Consider the following 14,993-nt stretch of genomic DNA (forward strand, 5'->3'; position numbering starts at 1 on the left):
TCGCACCTGGCGGTGCTCGACCTCCGTTCCTGGCGGAGCGTCGCAACTCGCACCTGGCGGTGCTCGACCTCCGTTCCTGGCGGAGCGTCGCAACTCGCACCTTACGGTGCTCGACCTCCGTTCCTGGCGGAGCGTCGCAAGTCGCACCTTACGGTGCTCCTGCTCCGGCCGCTCGCTTCGCTCCCGCCCGTCGCACCTTACGTTTAAGTAATCCTGAAAGATACCTTTACAGGCAAGCCGGACGCATATCCGGACAGATTACCGGTCTGGTGGTTTCATGGAGTCAGGAGATTTAAAAATTGCGTGGGCGCGGCAATATATGCCGGTACTCTCGTCCATTCGGAAACGGTTTGTTGAGGAGAAGCCTTTCTCCGGCATGACTATCGGCATGGCACTGCATGTCGAGGCAAAGACTGCGGTGCTGGTCGAGACCCTGGCGGCAGGCGGTGCACAGGTGCATATCACGGGGTGCAACCCCCTCTCGACCCAGGACGACGTCTCTGCGGCGCTCAACACCCGTAAGGGGATTCACTCCTACGCCCGCCGGGGAGCCGATGTCGAGGAGTATTACGCGGCCATCGACCGGGTGCTCGACGCCCGGCCGGCAATCACCATCGACGACGGCATGGACCTGATCTACCGCATCCACACCGAACGGCAGGATGTGCTTGATGGTGTCATCGGCGGGTGCGAAGAGACCACGACCGGCATCCACCGGCTCCGCGCGATGGCGCGCGACGGGGCGCTCAAGTTCCCGGTCATGGCCGTCAACGACACCCCGATGAAACACTTCTTCGACAACGTCCACGGGACCGGGGAGAGTTCGCTTGCATCGATCATGATCACGACGAATATCCTCATCGCCGGTAAAAGGCTCGTCGTCGCCGGCTACGGCTACTGCGGCAGGGGACTTGCGCAGAAGGCGCGGAGCCTCGGTGCCCGCGTCATCGTGACCGAAGTGGATCCCCGGCGGGCGCTCCAGGCGTATATGGACGGATTCGACGTCATGACGATGGACGATGCGGTACCCCTCGGCGAGATCTTCGTCACCACCACCGGGAATGCGAGCATCATCACGGAGCGGCACTTCCCGAACCTGAAGGACGGCGCGATCCTCGCGAACGCCGGCCACTTCAACGTCGAGATCGACGTCGAGTGGCTCGCATCGCATGCAGATTCCACTCTCCACCGTGACGGCATCGACACCTACCTCCTCGGCGGGAAAGCCATCCACGTCCTCGCTGAAGGGAGGCTCGTGAACCTCGCGACGCCGAAGGGGATGGGCCACCCCGTCGAGGTGATGGACCTGAGTTTCGCCGTCCAGGCTCTCTCTGCGGAGTTCATCGCAAAGCATGGCTGCGAGCTCGCTCCGGGAGTCCACGATGTCCCGTCCGCCATCGATGAAGGGATAGCACGGCTGAAACTTGCCACACTCGGCATCTCGATCGACCGGCTGACGCCCGAGCAGGAAACATATATGAGCAGCTGGACGATCGGGACGTAATTCCCCCTCCTTTTTCTCATCGTCGCGGGAGCCCCGGCACAAGACCTGGGGTAGATGGTCCCGGGCCCAATACGCCGTCAGGTCGGGTGGGCGTCGTCATCACCATTCATTCGCACCATAAACCCGTGGCCGCATTCACAGCACCGGTATTGTGCATAAAGGCCGTGATCGGGGGCGTCGACATCGCCGAGGAGCTCTCCGGGAGAACCGCACCGGGGACATGCCGGCCCTACGTCGTCAAACCAGCGGCCGCACCTGAGACACTGGTGGATAGTATGGATCCGCGGAATTGCAGCGACGATGTCTTCGATGTGGTGCCGGCACCCGCAGAAGGGGCAGGGAGTAGATGCGTCGTCTCCGGCGTCATCCGACGGGTGCGCTGACTTCCGGTTCCCATCTAACACGCGCACGCACCAATCCCCCTCCATCCGGTGAGGTTGCTCCTCTTCGTGATGGTGCTATTCCGCCCTTTTCGTGCCTGCTGAACGCCTCCCGGCAGGCACAGGCCGACCGACCTGCTCTGTCTCATACACCTTTATGGGGGCTCCGATTGCTTAATGATACCTGTTGGTATCTTATGGTATCCGGCTGGAAGAATAATAACAGTGCAATATAATTGTTCTGCCGGGATACCTGAATGGGAAGATGGAGTCTCCCGATAACGTTTCAAGCAAGCAGGTGGGTGTGCGGCTGCCGGGCCACCTCTACCGGTGGCTGAAGAATAAGGTCGACAACGGCGAGTACTCGAATATGGCCCAGTCCGTCATCGGGGAACTTACGAAGGCCAGGACGCTCGAAGAATCTCGGTGCCGGGAGACCACACTATACAATACCTGCGAGGACGAATCCCTTGCCCGGATGGTGAACGAGCGCATCGAGGGAGTCCGCCGTGAGCTTCTGGACGAGATGAAGCGGCGGCGTACCTGATCGGACCTATCATCGTTCTACGTGTGCACGATCGTCGCATGCCGGATAGAGGTGTCCTCGCCAATGCACCTCCTATGGCCGCACCGGCCGTGCGGTACTCCTGCGCCGGTGCGTGCGAGGCGGGGAACCTTCTTACTCCGGGCCGATGGGCATGAAAAACTCCCCTGAACCCTTCTTTTCATTCGCTCCGGCACCGGCCGCCTGCCTGTGGACCGGACCACTCACCCGACTGATGCCCCGGCATTTCGCCCATGTTCCGCGCGTCGGATCTCCAGAGGCACCGCACACTTTTAATACTCTCCCGGGTTGTAAATAAAATTCGCTTTATATTGGTCAGGAATCAACGAAATTAAATATATTGAGCCGCAATTGTCATGTGAGAAAGGTATCAGTATGAAAACGTCAACCTCGGCAACCCTTGTTGCCATATGTCTTCTGGTGATCGCCGGTCTCCTGGTCGCGGGGTGCACGACCACCACCGAGACCCCCGAGCAGACGACTCTGACCGTCTTTACGGCCGCATCGCTCACGGGAGCCTTCACGGATATCGGCAAAGCCTACGAGGCACAGAATGAGAACGTCAAGGTCGACTTCGTCTTTGACGGATCACAGACCCTTCGCACCCAGATCGAGCAGGGCGCGAATGTGGATATCTTCGTCTCGGCGAGTACAAAGCACATGAAGGCGCTCCAGGACGGCGGGTTCATGGACAACAGCACCGTGGCTCCGTTCCTCGGGAACAGTCTGGCTCTGGTAGTCCCGGTCGATAACCCGGCAACCATCAATGGTCTTGCCGACCTGAACAGATCGGGGGTGAAACTCGTCATCGGCACCAAGGATGTTCCCTTCGGCGACTACACCCGGCAGATGTTCGAGAAGATGGCCGCCGATCCTGCCTATGGTCCGGCCTACAAGGACGCCGTGATGAAGAACGTCGTCTCCGAGGAGACGGCGGTGAGCTCGGTGGTGCCCAAGTTGGCGCTCGGTGAGGCGGATGCGGCGATCGTCTACAAGTCGGATGTCTCAAAAGACGACCTGACCAAAGTGACCCGGATCGAGATCCCGGCCCAGTACAACGTCGTGGCCACCTACCCGCTCGGTATCCTTGCGGAGTCACCGAGCAAGGCCGAAGCAGAGTCGTTCATAGCATTCGTCCGGGGTCCGGACGGCAGTGCCATCCTGACGGAATATGGTTTTGACCCGATCCCTGCCTGAGCGTGGGATACCCCTGCTCGGCAGCCGGACGGTATTGAGGAGGGTGATGCTCTCCCTCTTCACCACCGTCCTTCTTGTAATCTTCCTCCTCTTCATCACGCTGCCGGTCGTCTCGCTCTTCCTGCGCATATCGCCGGAGGCGTTCTTCCACTCGCTCACCGAACCGGTGGTACTTGATGCGCTCTCTCTCTCCTTCGTCACCGCGACGGTGAGCACGGTGATCGTCGTCCTCTTCGGGACACCGCTTGCCCTGGTGAACGCCCGACGCGACTACACGGGGAGGGAACTCGTCGACACTCTCACCGACCTCCCTATCGTCCTCCCGCCGGCGGTGGCGGGACTCGCGTTACTGATGGCCTTCGGCCGTCGGGGCGTGATCGGGCAGTACCTCGATATCTTCGGCATCCATATCGGCTTCACTACGACCGCGGTGATCCTCGCGCAGGTCTTCGTCGCCTCGCCGTTCTACATCCGGCAGGCGCGGGCGAGTTTCGAGGCGGTCGACCGCCTCTACGAGGATGCGGCGCGGACCCTCGGGGCCTCACCCGGAGCTGTCGCTCTCCGGATCACCATCCCGCTTGCGTGGGGCGGACTCGTCTCCGGGGCGATCCTCTCGTTCGCCCGGGCTCTCGGGGAGTTCGGCGCCACGATCATGTTTGCCGGGAACTTTCAGGGCAGGACCCAGACGATGCCGCTTGCGATTTATACGACCATGCAAGGAGACATGAACGCCGCGATCAGCCTCTCCATCATTCTTGTCGTGATATCGTTTGCGGTGATCTCTGCCGTGAAGGTCGTCACCCGGAGGAGGTACTGATGCTCTCCGTCCATGTCGTGCGGCAACTGCGGGACTTTGTCCTCGACGTCGCGCTCTCGGCCCGGTCAGGCGAGACCCTCGTCCTCATCGGTGAGAACGGATCGGGCAAGTCCACGGTGCTGAACCTGATCTCCGGCATCCTCACCCCTGACCGCGGCGAGATCACCCTCGAGGACCGGACGCTCTTTTCGTCCGAAAAAAAGGTCGCTATTCCTCCCGAGAACCGGAACATCGGCCACCTCTTCCAGTCCTATGCCCTCTTCCCGCACATGACCGTCTTTGAGAACGTGGCGTTCGGCCTCCGGAGCAGGAAGGTCCCGAAAGCCGAAATAGCCGATGCCGTGGCCGAGCAGCTCGCGACGATGCACCTCTCCGACCTCGCGGACGTCAACGTCGGCCGGCTCTCGGGAGGCCAGCGGCAGCGAGTGGGCCTCGCACGGGCCCTGATCCTCGACCCCGCACTCCTCCTCCTCGACGAACCGCTTGCGGCCGTCGATATGCGGGCTCAGGCGCCGATGCGGAGTGAGCTCCACGACCAGATCCGGAACGCCGGCATCCCCTGCATCGTCGTCACCCACAACCTCCGCGACGCCCTGGAACTGGGGGATCGCCTCTGCCTCATCGAGGAGGGGAAGGTGGTGGTCGACGGTGCGCCGGAGGAGGTGCTCGGGATGCGGGAGAATGGGTTTATCGAGAGCTTTGCCGGAGAATGAGTGAGAGAAGGCATGAGGGGTGGAGGTTCCCCCCAAAAAAGATTTCGTCACGTTCTTACGTCTCGGGTGCCCACCACCCGGTCAATGGTACATGACCGCCGGGCCTCTCTCCTGCTCCTGGCACTGGTCGCGGTTCTTACTCTCGTCCCGGCATCGGATCCGCAACAGGAAAGAATGAGCCTCACCCGGGCCGACTCGCCGGGCCCCGTGCACAATAGAGGTACTCCTGTGCGTACCCCGCGTACTCCCCGAAGTAGTCCCGGCTAAATCGCCGGATCCGCTCATACTCCGCCGGGGTGCACCCCTTCCCGGAGAGGTCCGGGAGGTAGGTCTCCGCCACGATCCGGCGTATCCAGACGTCGACCGGGAACGCCTCGAAGAACCCGAACGCAAAGAGCAGCACGCAGTCCGCCGCCTTCGGCCCGACGCCCGTAAATTGCATCAGCGCCCGCCGCGCCTCTTCGAAAGGAAGGGCGGCGACTCGCTCTGCCCAGTCCGGGTGTTCTGCCACGTAAGCAGCAGCCTCGCAGACGTAATCCGTCCGGTAACCGAGTTTGCAGTCCCACAGGTCCGCGTGGGAGGTTTCTGCAAGCACCTCCGGCTCCGGGAACGCATGCGCCGTTCCAGAATGTCCGTCGATCGGCTTTCCATAGCGCTCCGCCATCAGCGCGACCCGCCGCTTCACCGCCGGGATGTTCGTGTTCGTGGCGCAGATGTAGGAGATCAGGCACTCCCAGGGCTGTTGTCTGACAAGCCGGAGGCCGCGGCACTCCTGGATGGCAGCGCCGATGATGGGATCGCGGTCGATGGATGCGAGGATCGCGGGGAGGTCCTGGTCCAGCTGGAAGTAGGCGCGGACGAACCCCGCATCCGCCCCCTCAAACGTGAGCCGGTTTGCATCCTGCCGTATCCGGACAGCCCGGCCGCAGGAGACCCCCTGCCACCACCCGTCCGCCTTCTCCCAGCGGAAGGCCTGGCCGCAGGAGAGCGTCCGGTCGAGGTCAAACGACCGGTCGTCGTGAAGCGTGATCGTCGTCATGGCCGGCGAGCCCGGCAGGTGAAAAAGAGTTGGTTATTGTGCCTTCTGCTCATCCTTCATCTGTTGGTAGACACAGGACTGCACATCCTGCCCGAGTTTCCCGATCGCGTCCGCCCGACAGCGTGCGCAATGCCGCATCTGCTTGATGAACGGGGCGCACCGGTCCTGCATCTCCCGCTTATCCTTCGGCGTCGGGGGGGTGATCCCGGCGAACTTGTACTGCGGGATGAGGGGAATGACGTTGAAGGTGAACGCTCCCATCTCACCGACCTTCTTTGCTATCTCGGGTATGTGCTCGTCGTTGATCCCGGGGATGTAGACGGTGTTTATCTTCACAAACATCTTCTTTGCAACCGCCATCTCGATCCCCTTCATCTGCTGGGAGAGGAGGAGTTCCGCCGCCTCACGCCCATGATACTTCTTCCCGTTGTACTCGACCCAGGAGTAGATCTTCTCCCCGATCGCAGGGTCGATGGCGTTGAGCGTGACCGTAACGTTCCCGACATCGTACTTCGCCAGTTCCTCGATCGACTCCGGGAGCATGAGGCCGTTCGTGCTGATGCACATGATCAGGTGCGGGAACTCCTCGTGGACCAGCCGGAGCGCCTCAAACGTCTCGGGGTTTGCAAGCGGTTCGCCCGGCCCCGCGATGCCGATCACCTTCACGTAGGGGTGCTCCTGCATGACTTTCCGGACAAGGTCGAGCGCCTCCTCCGGCGGGAGGACCCTGCTCGTCACACCCGGCCGGCTCTCGTTTACGCAGTCAAAATCCCGCACGCAGTAGTTGCACTGGATATTGCACCTCGGGGCGACGGGGAGGTGGCATCGCCCAAAGGAGTGACACGCTTTATCGGAGTAGCAGGGGTGCTCGCTGATCTTGCGTAGCTGCTCCGGATCGTAGGGGACCTCCCTGCCCTGGACCGTCGCGGTCCGATACGATTCATCGGCCATATAACATGATCTATGCGCCAGAGGATATTATATACTGATGGGTGCCGGCGGGCTTGCGGCACTCGTATCCTGCAGTCCGATCGGCCGGCTCCGTATGCACCAGGCCTTCGGGTTCCGGTGTGGGTTTTGGGGGCGCGCCGTGGCTCCTGTCAAGGATAACGGGGATCTCGGGGAGAACGAGATAAACCGGAAAGAAGCCGAAGATGCTATGATACTCCGCTGTGTACATCTGCATTCGCCTGTAGTCGCTCTGCATCCGCGATAGTTCCGCCACGAGGTCCGCAAGATGCCCCGTGCTCTGGATCTCCTCCGGAACTCTTGGGACTGTAGTGAGACGGTTCAGGATCTCGTCTCGCAAGACATGGACCTTGTAGCCGCCTACTTGCAGGAAGAGTTCGCGGCTGTAGGTCCCCTGCAGGTACCGGACGATCACGACCTGCGAGGCAAATATGGCAAAGAGCGGCAGGAGGCCCCACCCAAGAGCGAGGTTGACTGAGGCGAGAAACGTGGAGAGTGTCATCCCCGGGAGGAAGATCGCCGATACGGCGAGGATCCCGCTCGCTGCCCCCAGGGCGGTGACGAGGAGGATGACCCGCATTGCCGCCCGCCAGCCTGCCCTGATCTTCTCCTGCAGGTTCGTCCGCATTCCATCGAGTGAGAGAAAGAAGTCTGTTGTATATGGCTTGACATGCCAGATGCCGGCATAGAAGAGGATGATTGCAAGGGACTGGAGCGTGATCAGTGCTGCCGCTCCCGGCTTGAGGGATCCCGCAACCCAACCGCTGAAGAACGCAAAGAGTATATTGATGCCGAATAGCAGCCCGAACCCGGCGGCGAGAGGCTGACTGTTGATGAAGAAGGTGTCCCAGAAGACCTTCCCGAACGTCCTCCCCTCGCGGCCCAGGAGATAGGAGACCCCTCCTGCTTCCCGGATCGATCGGACGATCTCTCCGGCGGTCTCCCTGCCCCGGAAGGCCATCTTCCCGCTACCGGTCGGGATCATCAGGATGAAGGGATTCACCATATAGAGGATGAAACTCGAGACGATCCAGTAGAGCATGAAGCGGGGGAAGACGAGCAGGAAGAAGAGGTTCGCGAGGACAGCGACGAGGATGAAGGGGCCTGTGGCGTGGAGCCGGTCGTCGCGGGCGAGGAGGGACGAGTGCCGCTCCTCCTCACGCGCGATCTCATCCTTCACGTCTCTTGCGAGCGCCCCGGCCTCCCGGGCGTACCTTCCAGCGTGAATGTTGTTCTCCGGTAACACCATCTGCGGGAAGACAGTGGTCTCTCCAGGATAAATGCGTTCGCAAGATCTGGACCGTTCCCACTCCGGCGAAAGATTGGGTAGGTCAGGCTGTCTGCCGGGTGAGATCGAGCGAGGAAGACCCGGCTTCGGCCTCCCGCGCTGACCTTTCCTGCTCCATACCTAACCGCTCCTCCGCAGATTTGAGAATCAGGCCGAGCATCTCAGGATACGTCAGGCCCGCATACTTTGCCATCTTTGCGAGGTGGCCGTCCCAGCACCAGCCGGGGTTCGGATTGACCTCGAGGAGTTTCGGGCTGCCGTGCTCGTCCAGGCGCCAGTCGAACCGACAGTAGTCGCGGCACTCCAGGCGCTCAAAAAGGGCGAGACAGCACCGCACGACCAGTCTTTCGGTCTCCTCGGGGAGATCCGCCGGCCTTGATACGATCTTCCAGTACGGCGAGTCTGGAAGCCACTTCGCTTCGTAGCCGCAGAGCCGGGGAAGGTCCGGGGGCAGCGCGGAGTAGTCTTCCTCGGTGATGGGAAGCACCGTGCAATATCCCGATGGATTCCCGATGATGCCGACGCTGATATCCTTTCCCGTAAGGAACTCTTCGACAAGGAGCGACTGGTTGTATCCGAGCGTCGTCCGCAGGGAATTGATGACGTCGGAGAGTTCTTCGATGGTATGGGCGATGCTCCGTTGCGTAATGCCGTATGAGGAGTCGCCTGCGTTCGGCTTGACGATCACCGGGAGATTCATCCCGACATCGTAGGTACGGTCGCCAGGAGTGATGAAGCAGGCGTCCGGCACCGGAATTCCCATCTCTTTCGCGACTCCGCGCACGAGCGACTTGTCATAGCAGAACGCGAGTGATTGTGGTCCGGATCCCGTGTACGCGATATCGAGGATCTCAAGGAGCGCCGGCACGTGGAGTTCTTTTCGTGGATCGTTGTTGAATCCCTCGTCGCAGAGGTTGAAGGCATAATCCACCTTTCCTTTTAGTTTCGGGAGGTCCTGCATCAGAGTCTCGTGTTTACACAGGTAGGTGAACCGGTATCTTTTCAGTTCCCGGAGGGCCGCCTTCATCTGGTCGATGGTGTAGAAGTCGTCGTCGTCGAAGGTACAGGAGGGTTTCAAGGCATCGGGTTTGGCGGGGTCGCCGAGAATCACCGCGACATGTTTTGTCCTCTCCTGCCCTCTTGCCTTCGTCGTCGCCCACTCCTTCTTGAGAACCGCGGTGACGATGTGGCGGCGCTCCATCATGCCGAGGTCCTGGTTCCGTTGTGACTCCGTGGCGATGCCGTGGAAAGTGATGCCGGAGAAGCCCGCCCGTTCCAGGAGTTTTCTGAGCGCCTCGGGGGTGTAGAGACGTTCGGCATAGAACTGGTCGGCGACGACGCCCTTATTGACGTCGGTGATCACTTCCCTTGAGATCAGGCGCTGCGAATCAAGCGAGAGGGACCGCTCCCGGCAGACAAACATCGTATCGTCGATCCACTCCCACGACCTCGCCTGAAAGTGCTCCTTCAGGTACTCGCCGTCGGCCACATCCAGGAGCACCCGCCCCCAGGGCTTGAGGATGCGCCGGAGTTCGGTGAGGACCCGCAGGTCTTCCTCGACGGAATCAAAGTAACCGAAACTGTTCCCGAGGACGAGGACGACATCGTAGGTGTCGGTGCGATAGGGCAACCGGCGTGCGTCTCCTTCCCGGAACCGGATCGAGAACCCCTCTTTCTTCGCGGTCGACCGGGCACGCTGGATCAGGTAATGCGACTGGTCGAGCCCTTCGGCGTTGTAGCCCCTGCGCACAAGTTCAAGGGTGTGCCTTCCCTGGCCGCAGCAGAGGTCGAGGATCTTCGCGTCGGGCCCCAGGTTCAGGACCTGGGCGATCCGGTCGATCTCGTTTCTGGTTATCTGCTGGTCGTCGACGACGTCGCCGTCGGTCTTCAGGTAGAGACGGTTGAAGATACCTTTCCACCAGTCGGATTTCACATGCTCTTCAAGGTTCGGGACCGGACCGAACGTCCTCCTGTCCCGGTGTTTTCCCTTCAATTTGCTATCAGGGGGTTCGTCTGTGTGGATCTCATCGGTCATGCTGAGCCTCTCATCCTAATCCCATCTCCGGGATAGAATCGGCGTTTTGCCAGGTTGCAAAAGAGAGCGGTTGACACGTGCCATAGTTGGATAATCATTGAGTAGGATGGCATCGATAAAAGCGTTATGTCATCGTTCTCTCTGTCAGAGTAAACAATCACGTGATAAGAGGGTTTCACCCCCCCTGAAGCCCCCCTCACGCGCCGGAGGATGTGGGACCTGTGCTTCCCGGTGCGTGGTGGGAACCGGGTGGAGTGAGCAGATCAGGGCCGGTTTTGGTCTCCGGGATCCCGGAGAAACACCTATATGCAGGCAGGTTATTGTATATGTGCAGACTATCTGCATGGTTGAAGTATATGGATGAGAGATATCCGAGCAGGGGTCCCCGCTCGTTTGAGGGCCGCCCCCGCGAGTTCCACAAGGCAGTCTGTTCCGACTGCGGCAAAGAGTGCGAAGTTCCTTTCAAGCCCACGGAGGGTAGACCCGTCTATTGCCGCGACTGCCTCCCGAAGTACAGGAAACCCCGGTACTGAGTCGTTTGTGTGAATACAGTTTCCCACATGTGAGTGAAATCCCAATGAATGAGAGATATCCGAGCAGGGGTCCCCGCTCGTTTGAGGGCCGCCCCCGCGAGTTCCACAAGGCAGTCTGTTCCGACTGCGGCAAAGAGTGCGAAGTTCCTTTCAAGCCCACGGAGGGTAGACCCGTCTATTGCCGCGACTGCCTCCCGAAGCACAGAAAACCCCGATTCTAACTTTTTTTGGCGCGCACACGTGAGGATCCGCTCCTCGGAGTTGCCGGCCATGCGTCCGCCCCGCGCATGCAGCCCTGAAGGGTTTGCCCATTGTATTCTCCTGCCGCTCACACGATAAGCCGCCTCCTCATCAACCTGATGGCGAGGACGAAGAAGAATACTGTCGCCAATACGATCCAGACAAGGCTGAGGAGATTGATTGGTGAAAAGTTCGAGAGCGTTATCGCCCGGTTGATGCCGACGATGTGCGTCAGCGGGAGAACGGCGAGGGCAAAGTACTGGATCGGTTGCGGAAGCAGGTCAAGGGGGAAGAACGTCCCCGAGAAGAGGAACATCGGGGTGATGAAGAGGAACGAGGGATAGTTGAGCGCATCAATACTCGGCGTGATCGCCGTGAAGCACATCGCAATACCTGCAAAGAGAAGGCCGGCAAGGTAGGCGAAGGGGATGAGCAGCAGGGATGACGGCATGGCCACGACGCCGAAGAGGAGGAGCACCGGGAGCATCAGGGTTGCATAGATCATCCCACGGGTAGCGCCCCAGAGCATCTCCCCGGCGATCACTTCGTCGATGCTGACCGGCGTTGCGATGACGGCATCAAACGTTTTCTGGTAGTACATCCGGACAAACGACGAGTATGTGCACTCAAAGAATGCCGAATACATCACCGATATCGAGACGAGGGCCGGTGCGATGAAGACCGGGTATGGTATACCGTCGATAGCCTCGACATACGTGCCGAGGCCGAATCCCAGGGCCAGGAGGTAGAGGACCGGTTCAACGAAGGGCGGGATGAAGTTTACCCGGTAGGTCCTGAGGAAGGCGTCCCAGTTCCTCCGCCAGACACTCCATACCCTGCCGGTGATGTCGATCATCGCTCGCTCACTCTCGCAGGCTCCGGCCGGTCAACCGCAGGAAGACGTCCTCAAGGGTTGCCGGGCGAACCGTCACCGCCGCCTCGTGCCGGCAGACCTCGAGCAGGTTGCGTGCCACGTCGTGGGGACGATCCGTGAAGACCTGGATTACGTCGCCAGCAGGGTCATAGTTCACGCCAAGTCCGGTCAGGCAGGAGATCACCTTCTCTGTCTGCTCGACCTCGACGATATCGCTCCCGGCATGCTCCCGGATGAGGTCTGCCGGGGCGCCCTCGACGAGGATCTGTCCGTGATCCATGATTACCAGTCGATCGCAGAGACGTTCCGCTTCGTCGAGATAGTGCGTGGTGAGGACAAGGGTGTTCCCTGCCGCCTGGAGGCTCCGGAGTTTCTCCCAGATCAGGTGCCGCGCCTGTGGGTCGAGCCCGATGGTGGGCTCGTCGAGGATGAGCAGTTCCGGTGCGTTGATCAGGGCCCGGGCGATGATCAGACGCCGTTTCATTCCGCCCGAGAGTTTGTCGATCAGGACATCCCGTTTCTCCTCAAGTTGCATGAATGCGAGGAGTTCTTCCGCCCGCTGCTCTGCCTCCCGCTTCGGGATGCCGAAGTAGCGGGCGTAGACCAGCAGGTTTCGGTAGGCTGAAAAATCCGGGTCGAGGTTGGTCTCCTGCGGCACCACGCCGATGTGATTTTTTATCTCCCGCTGGTGGGTATCCACATCCATATCGAAGACCTGCAGGGTGCCCCCGGTCTTAGGGGAGACGCACTGGATCATCTTCATGGTCGTCGTCTTTCCCGCGCCGTTCGGCCCGAGGAACCCGAATATTTCCCCTTCTTGAACCCGGAAGGCTATACGGTCGACTGCGATGAGATCCTCAAACCGCTTTTCCAGGTCGCGCGCTACGATGACGTCGCCGATGATCGTTCCTCCTGATCTGTCAGTGAGGTCGTGCGAATAGAACACTCTTTCGCTTGCCCATCCCTCTCTCCGGCGAAGGCGGTCTCTGGCTGTCTTCCTGTATTCATCGGGAAGAAACAGCCGTAATTCTCTCTGGCCCGGCCCGGAGGCCGCATCCTTTTTGTCCGGACAGGGTCTACTAGTATAACTCATACGTATGGAGAAGCGACGATACCATGATTGATGGTGCTGGAGGGCGGGGTGCGGATCCGGACGAGGCCATCTTCCCTTCCGATCTTGTCTATGTCTCTTCGTCGGATTGTCGTGGCCGTGGAGTATTCGCCCGCCGGGATCTCGTGGCCGGCGATCTGATCGAGGTCTGCCCGGTGATCGTGCTCGGGGGATTGGATGAGCAGGAACTCCTCGATAAGACGCGCCTCTTCAACTACTACTTTGCGTGGGGGGAGCACCAGGAACTGGCCGCCGTGGCGCTGGGCTATGGGTCACTCTACAATCACTCCTACCACGCGAACGCAGACCATGTCTGTGACGTCCTCCGGGGCGAGATCCGTATCTACGCCCATCATGCCGTCCGGAAGGGCGAGGAGATCACCATCAACTACGGCGGCCGGCCTGACTGTCCGGATCCCGTCTGGTTCGATGTGGTGGAGAATTGAGTTCTCTTTATCATCTCCGTGTTCGCACTGGTTCGCTCCCGCGGAGGCGCCGGAGCACGGTTGCTGCCGGAGGAGCAGCGGTGTTTTACCGGCACCGGGAACCGGGGGTGGAGGCAACGTCCCGGTCCTCCCGGGCCGCTCCGGGTTGCGCGCCTGGATCTCCAGTGGAAATCAGGGGGTTTGCCATAATCTCCCCAGATCGTAGAGATTATCTCGATCGCCCGTAATGTCCGCCGACCCCTGTAACCGTCCCGCCGGCCCTGCAGGTGGCTCAGAAATGCCCGTCATTTTTAAGGATTTTATGGGATTAAAGGACAATTTAAGGATATCATGCCTGGCCATCTGCAACGCGGGGGCATGATCGCGGCGATATTGCCCGGAACTTCCCGGGATTTCCCTGTAAAGGCCGTGCCGGCCGATATACCGTACCGGCGTTCTAGCGTCGGATGACCAGTTGCACCTGCTCCGTCCGCACGGTCTCCCCTCCGGTCGCCGTCACCATGGCGTCCACGGTTGCGGTGGAGACAAGGGGCGGGAGGTCGGGCGCCACGACGTCGTACGTGAGCGGGGGGTAGGGCGGGGAGACCGTGCCGAGGTCGTGGTTGTCGCGGAAAACGCCCCCGAGCGCCGTAGCGGAGACAACGACATGCACGGGTGCGGAAAAGCCGCCTTTGGGGTGCACTCTGAGCGTGAACCTGACGGTATCGCCGGGCCGAACCGTGGCGGCTCCGGGGGTGACGCTGACGGAGAACGAACGGGAAACGACCTGCACCGGGGCTCCCGTCGCCACCGGCGTCCCCTGCGTTGCTGTCGGGGCCGGGAGAGGTGCGGGCTGTCCTGGAGGGGATGCGTCCTCGTCCGCGAAGAGGCCGTAGGCGATGACGATGCCGGTGAGCACGACGCAGATGAGGACCGCGATCAGCATGGGGGAATATTCTCGTACCATGGTGCCGGTACTCCCTCGATGGGTATGCTGCCAACGGTTGCTGGCGTATTTATGCGTTGCTGCCCTGCCGTTTCGGGAACTGCAGGCCGGGGAAAAAAGGGTGGGGTTGTTCAGTCGGTAGCGACCATGACATCTGTCGACTTGACCCCGGCGTAGACCTTCTTGCCGACGGCAAGCCCAAGGTTCTCCACGGACTTTTTCGTGATGACTGCGATGAGTTCGCCGTCCCCGCTAGGTTTTGATCCCTGAAACCCTGGTGCGGTCGTGCGTATTCTTCCCGTGCAGGCGGGGGTTCCACGATGCCCCCTGTCGCCAGGGATGAGGAAGAGCGCTGCT

The 14,993-nt window shown here is 60.7% G+C and carries 18 protein-coding genes; 10 read left to right on the forward strand and 8 right to left on the reverse strand.

From position 1 onward, the window contains the following. The 7 genes from PLN84_RS00090 to PLN84_RS00120 all read left to right on the forward strand — a co-directional run. Positions 1 to 207: hypothetical protein (locus tag PLN84_RS00090; protein ID WP_348531847.1), on the forward strand; the 207-nt coding region annotated here is incomplete at its 5' end. Positions 208 to 277: 70 nt separating this feature from the next. Beyond that, a complete protein-coding gene (locus PLN84_RS00095; RefSeq protein WP_292384307.1) occupies positions 278 to 1,504 on the forward strand; it encodes an adenosylhomocysteinase in 1,227 nt (408 codons plus the stop codon). Between the two features lie 125 nt (positions 1,505 to 1,629). Next, on the forward strand, positions 1,630 to 1,887 hold the full coding sequence (locus PLN84_RS00100) for a hypothetical protein (protein ID WP_300182395.1): 258 nt from the start codon (positions 1,630 to 1,632) through the stop codon (positions 1,885 to 1,887). Positions 1,888 to 2,149: 262 nt separating this feature from the next. After that, entirely contained in the window at positions 2,150 to 2,431 is a 282-nt protein-coding gene (locus tag PLN84_RS00105) for a hypothetical protein (protein ID WP_292384305.1), read from the forward strand. A gap of 393 nt (positions 2,432 to 2,824) precedes the next feature. Then, entirely contained in the window at positions 2,825 to 3,646 is an 822-nt protein-coding gene (gene modA, locus PLN84_RS00110; RefSeq protein ID WP_292384303.1) for a molybdate ABC transporter substrate-binding protein, read from the forward strand. A 46-nt stretch (positions 3,647 to 3,692) separates the two neighbouring features. Beyond that, entirely contained in the window at positions 3,693 to 4,463 is a 771-nt protein-coding gene (locus PLN84_RS00115) for an ABC transporter permease (protein WP_292384302.1), read from the forward strand. After that, entirely contained in the window at positions 4,463 to 5,176 is a 714-nt protein-coding gene (locus tag PLN84_RS00120) for an ABC transporter ATP-binding protein (RefSeq protein WP_292384300.1), read from the forward strand. The genes PLN84_RS00115 and PLN84_RS00120 overlap by 1 nt, the downstream gene beginning before the upstream one ends. Before the next feature lie 181 nt (positions 5,177 to 5,357). Here the strand turns inward: PLN84_RS00120 and PLN84_RS00125 are convergent, their stop codons facing one another. The 4 genes from PLN84_RS00125 to PLN84_RS00140 all read right to left on the reverse strand — a co-directional run bounded on the left by PLN84_RS00125 (position 5,358) and on the right by PLN84_RS00140 (position 10,507). After that, the gene (locus PLN84_RS00125; protein WP_292384298.1) at positions 5,358 to 6,215 is read right to left on the reverse strand and encodes a DNA glycosylase; all 858 of its coding nucleotides are present in this window, start codon (positions 6,213 to 6,215) and stop codon (positions 5,358 to 5,360) included. 33 nt (positions 6,216 to 6,248) lie between these two features. Next, entirely contained in the window at positions 6,249 to 7,166 is a 918-nt protein-coding gene (nifB, locus tag PLN84_RS00130; RefSeq protein WP_292384296.1) for a nitrogenase cofactor biosynthesis protein NifB, read from the reverse strand. Between the two features lie 10 nt (positions 7,167 to 7,176). Next, the gene (locus PLN84_RS00135; RefSeq protein WP_292384294.1) at positions 7,177 to 8,433 is read right to left on the reverse strand and encodes a hypothetical protein; all 1,257 of its coding nucleotides are present in this window, start codon (positions 8,431 to 8,433) and stop codon (positions 7,177 to 7,179) included. 82 nt (positions 8,434 to 8,515) lie between these two features. Then, on the reverse strand, positions 8,516 to 10,507 hold the full coding sequence (locus PLN84_RS00140) for a methyltransferase domain-containing protein (RefSeq protein ID WP_292384292.1): 1,992 nt from the start codon (positions 10,505 to 10,507) through the stop codon (positions 8,516 to 8,518). Positions 10,508 to 10,863: 356 nt separating this feature from the next. Here PLN84_RS00140 and PLN84_RS00145 point away from each other — a divergent pair, with 356 nt between their 5' ends. Further along, complete coding sequence (locus tag PLN84_RS00145) at positions 10,864 to 11,040, forward strand: CxxC-x17-CxxC domain-containing protein (RefSeq protein WP_348531848.1); 177 nt, start codon at positions 10,864 to 10,866, stop codon at positions 11,038 to 11,040. Positions 11,041 to 11,084: 44 nt separating this feature from the next. Continuing rightward, positions 11,085 to 11,261 carry a CxxC-x17-CxxC domain-containing protein gene (locus PLN84_RS00150; protein ID WP_348531849.1) on the forward strand — a complete coding sequence of 59 codons (177 nt, stop codon included), beginning with the start codon at positions 11,085 to 11,087 and terminating at the stop codon, positions 11,259 to 11,261. Positions 11,262 to 11,368: 107 nt separating this feature from the next. Here the strand turns inward: PLN84_RS00150 and PLN84_RS00155 are convergent, their stop codons facing one another. After that, positions 11,369 to 12,136 (reverse strand): ABC transporter permease, encoded by a 768-nt coding sequence (locus PLN84_RS00155; protein ID WP_292384287.1) that lies wholly within the window; start codon positions 12,134 to 12,136, stop codon positions 11,369 to 11,371. Between the two features lie 7 nt (positions 12,137 to 12,143). Further along, complete coding sequence (locus PLN84_RS00160; protein WP_292384361.1) at positions 12,144 to 13,055, reverse strand: ABC transporter ATP-binding protein; 912 nt, start codon at positions 13,053 to 13,055, stop codon at positions 12,144 to 12,146. Between the two features lie 215 nt (positions 13,056 to 13,270). On the opposite strand from PLN84_RS00160, the gene PLN84_RS00165 reads away from it, so the two are divergent. Continuing rightward, a complete protein-coding gene (locus PLN84_RS00165) occupies positions 13,271 to 13,711 on the forward strand; it encodes an SET domain-containing protein (protein ID WP_292384285.1) in 441 nt (146 codons plus the stop codon). Between the two features lie 436 nt (positions 13,712 to 14,147). Here the strand turns inward: PLN84_RS00165 and PLN84_RS00170 are convergent, their stop codons facing one another. Next, the gene (locus tag PLN84_RS00170) at positions 14,148 to 14,657 is read right to left on the reverse strand and encodes a hypothetical protein (RefSeq protein ID WP_292384283.1); all 510 of its coding nucleotides are present in this window, start codon (positions 14,655 to 14,657) and stop codon (positions 14,148 to 14,150) included. A gap of 110 nt (positions 14,658 to 14,767) precedes the next feature. Beyond that, the gene (locus PLN84_RS00175) at positions 14,768 to 14,977 is read right to left on the reverse strand and encodes a TOBE domain-containing protein (protein ID WP_348531852.1); all 210 of its coding nucleotides are present in this window, start codon (positions 14,975 to 14,977) and stop codon (positions 14,768 to 14,770) included. Between the last annotated feature and the right edge of the window lie 16 nt (positions 14,978 to 14,993).

It is taken from the genome of Methanoculleus sp. (genome assembly GCF_035363275.1).
In the GTDB taxonomy this organism is placed as follows: Archaea; Halobacteriota; Methanomicrobia; order Methanomicrobiales; family Methanoculleaceae; genus Methanoculleus.

Excerpts from the sequence above, each read along its gene's own strand:
- PLN84_RS00150 (WP_348531849.1), top strand. The coding sequence starts at position 11,085 with ATGAATGAGAGATATCCGAGCAGGGGTCCCCGCTCGTTTGAGGGCCGC.
- PLN84_RS00170 (WP_292384283.1), bottom strand. The coding sequence starts at position 14,657 with ATGGTACGAGAATATTCCCCCATGCTGATCGCGGTCCTCATCTGCGTC.
- PLN84_RS00105 (WP_292384305.1), top strand. The coding sequence starts at position 2,150 with ATGGAGTCTCCCGATAACGTTTCAAGCAAGCAGGTGGGTGTGCGGCTG.
- nifB (WP_292384296.1), bottom strand. The coding sequence starts at position 7,166 with ATGGCCGATGAATCGTATCGGACCGCGACGGTCCAGGGCAGGGAGGTC.
- PLN84_RS00155 (WP_292384287.1), bottom strand. The coding sequence starts at position 12,136 with ATGATCGACATCACCGGCAGGGTATGGAGTGTCTGGCGGAGGAACTGG.
- modA (WP_292384303.1), top strand. The coding sequence starts at position 2,825 with ATGAAAACGTCAACCTCGGCAACCCTTGTTGCCATATGTCTTCTGGTG.
- PLN84_RS00125 (WP_292384298.1), bottom strand. The coding sequence starts at position 6,215 with ATGACGACGATCACGCTTCACGACGACCGGTCGTTTGACCTCGACCGG.
- PLN84_RS00120 (WP_292384300.1), top strand. The coding sequence starts at position 4,463 with ATGCTCTCCGTCCATGTCGTGCGGCAACTGCGGGACTTTGTCCTCGAC.
- PLN84_RS00145 (WP_348531848.1), top strand. The coding sequence starts at position 10,864 with ATGGATGAGAGATATCCGAGCAGGGGTCCCCGCTCGTTTGAGGGCCGC.
- PLN84_RS00165 (WP_292384285.1), top strand. The coding sequence starts at position 13,271 with ATGATTGATGGTGCTGGAGGGCGGGGTGCGGATCCGGACGAGGCCATC.
- PLN84_RS00140 (WP_292384292.1), bottom strand. The coding sequence starts at position 10,507 with ATGACCGATGAGATCCACACAGACGAACCCCCTGATAGCAAATTGAAG.
- PLN84_RS00115 (WP_292384302.1), top strand. The coding sequence starts at position 3,693 with ATGCTCTCCCTCTTCACCACCGTCCTTCTTGTAATCTTCCTCCTCTTC.
- PLN84_RS00135 (WP_292384294.1), bottom strand. The coding sequence starts at position 8,433 with ATGGTGTTACCGGAGAACAACATTCACGCTGGAAGGTACGCCCGGGAG.
- PLN84_RS00095 (WP_292384307.1), top strand. The coding sequence starts at position 278 with ATGGAGTCAGGAGATTTAAAAATTGCGTGGGCGCGGCAATATATGCCG.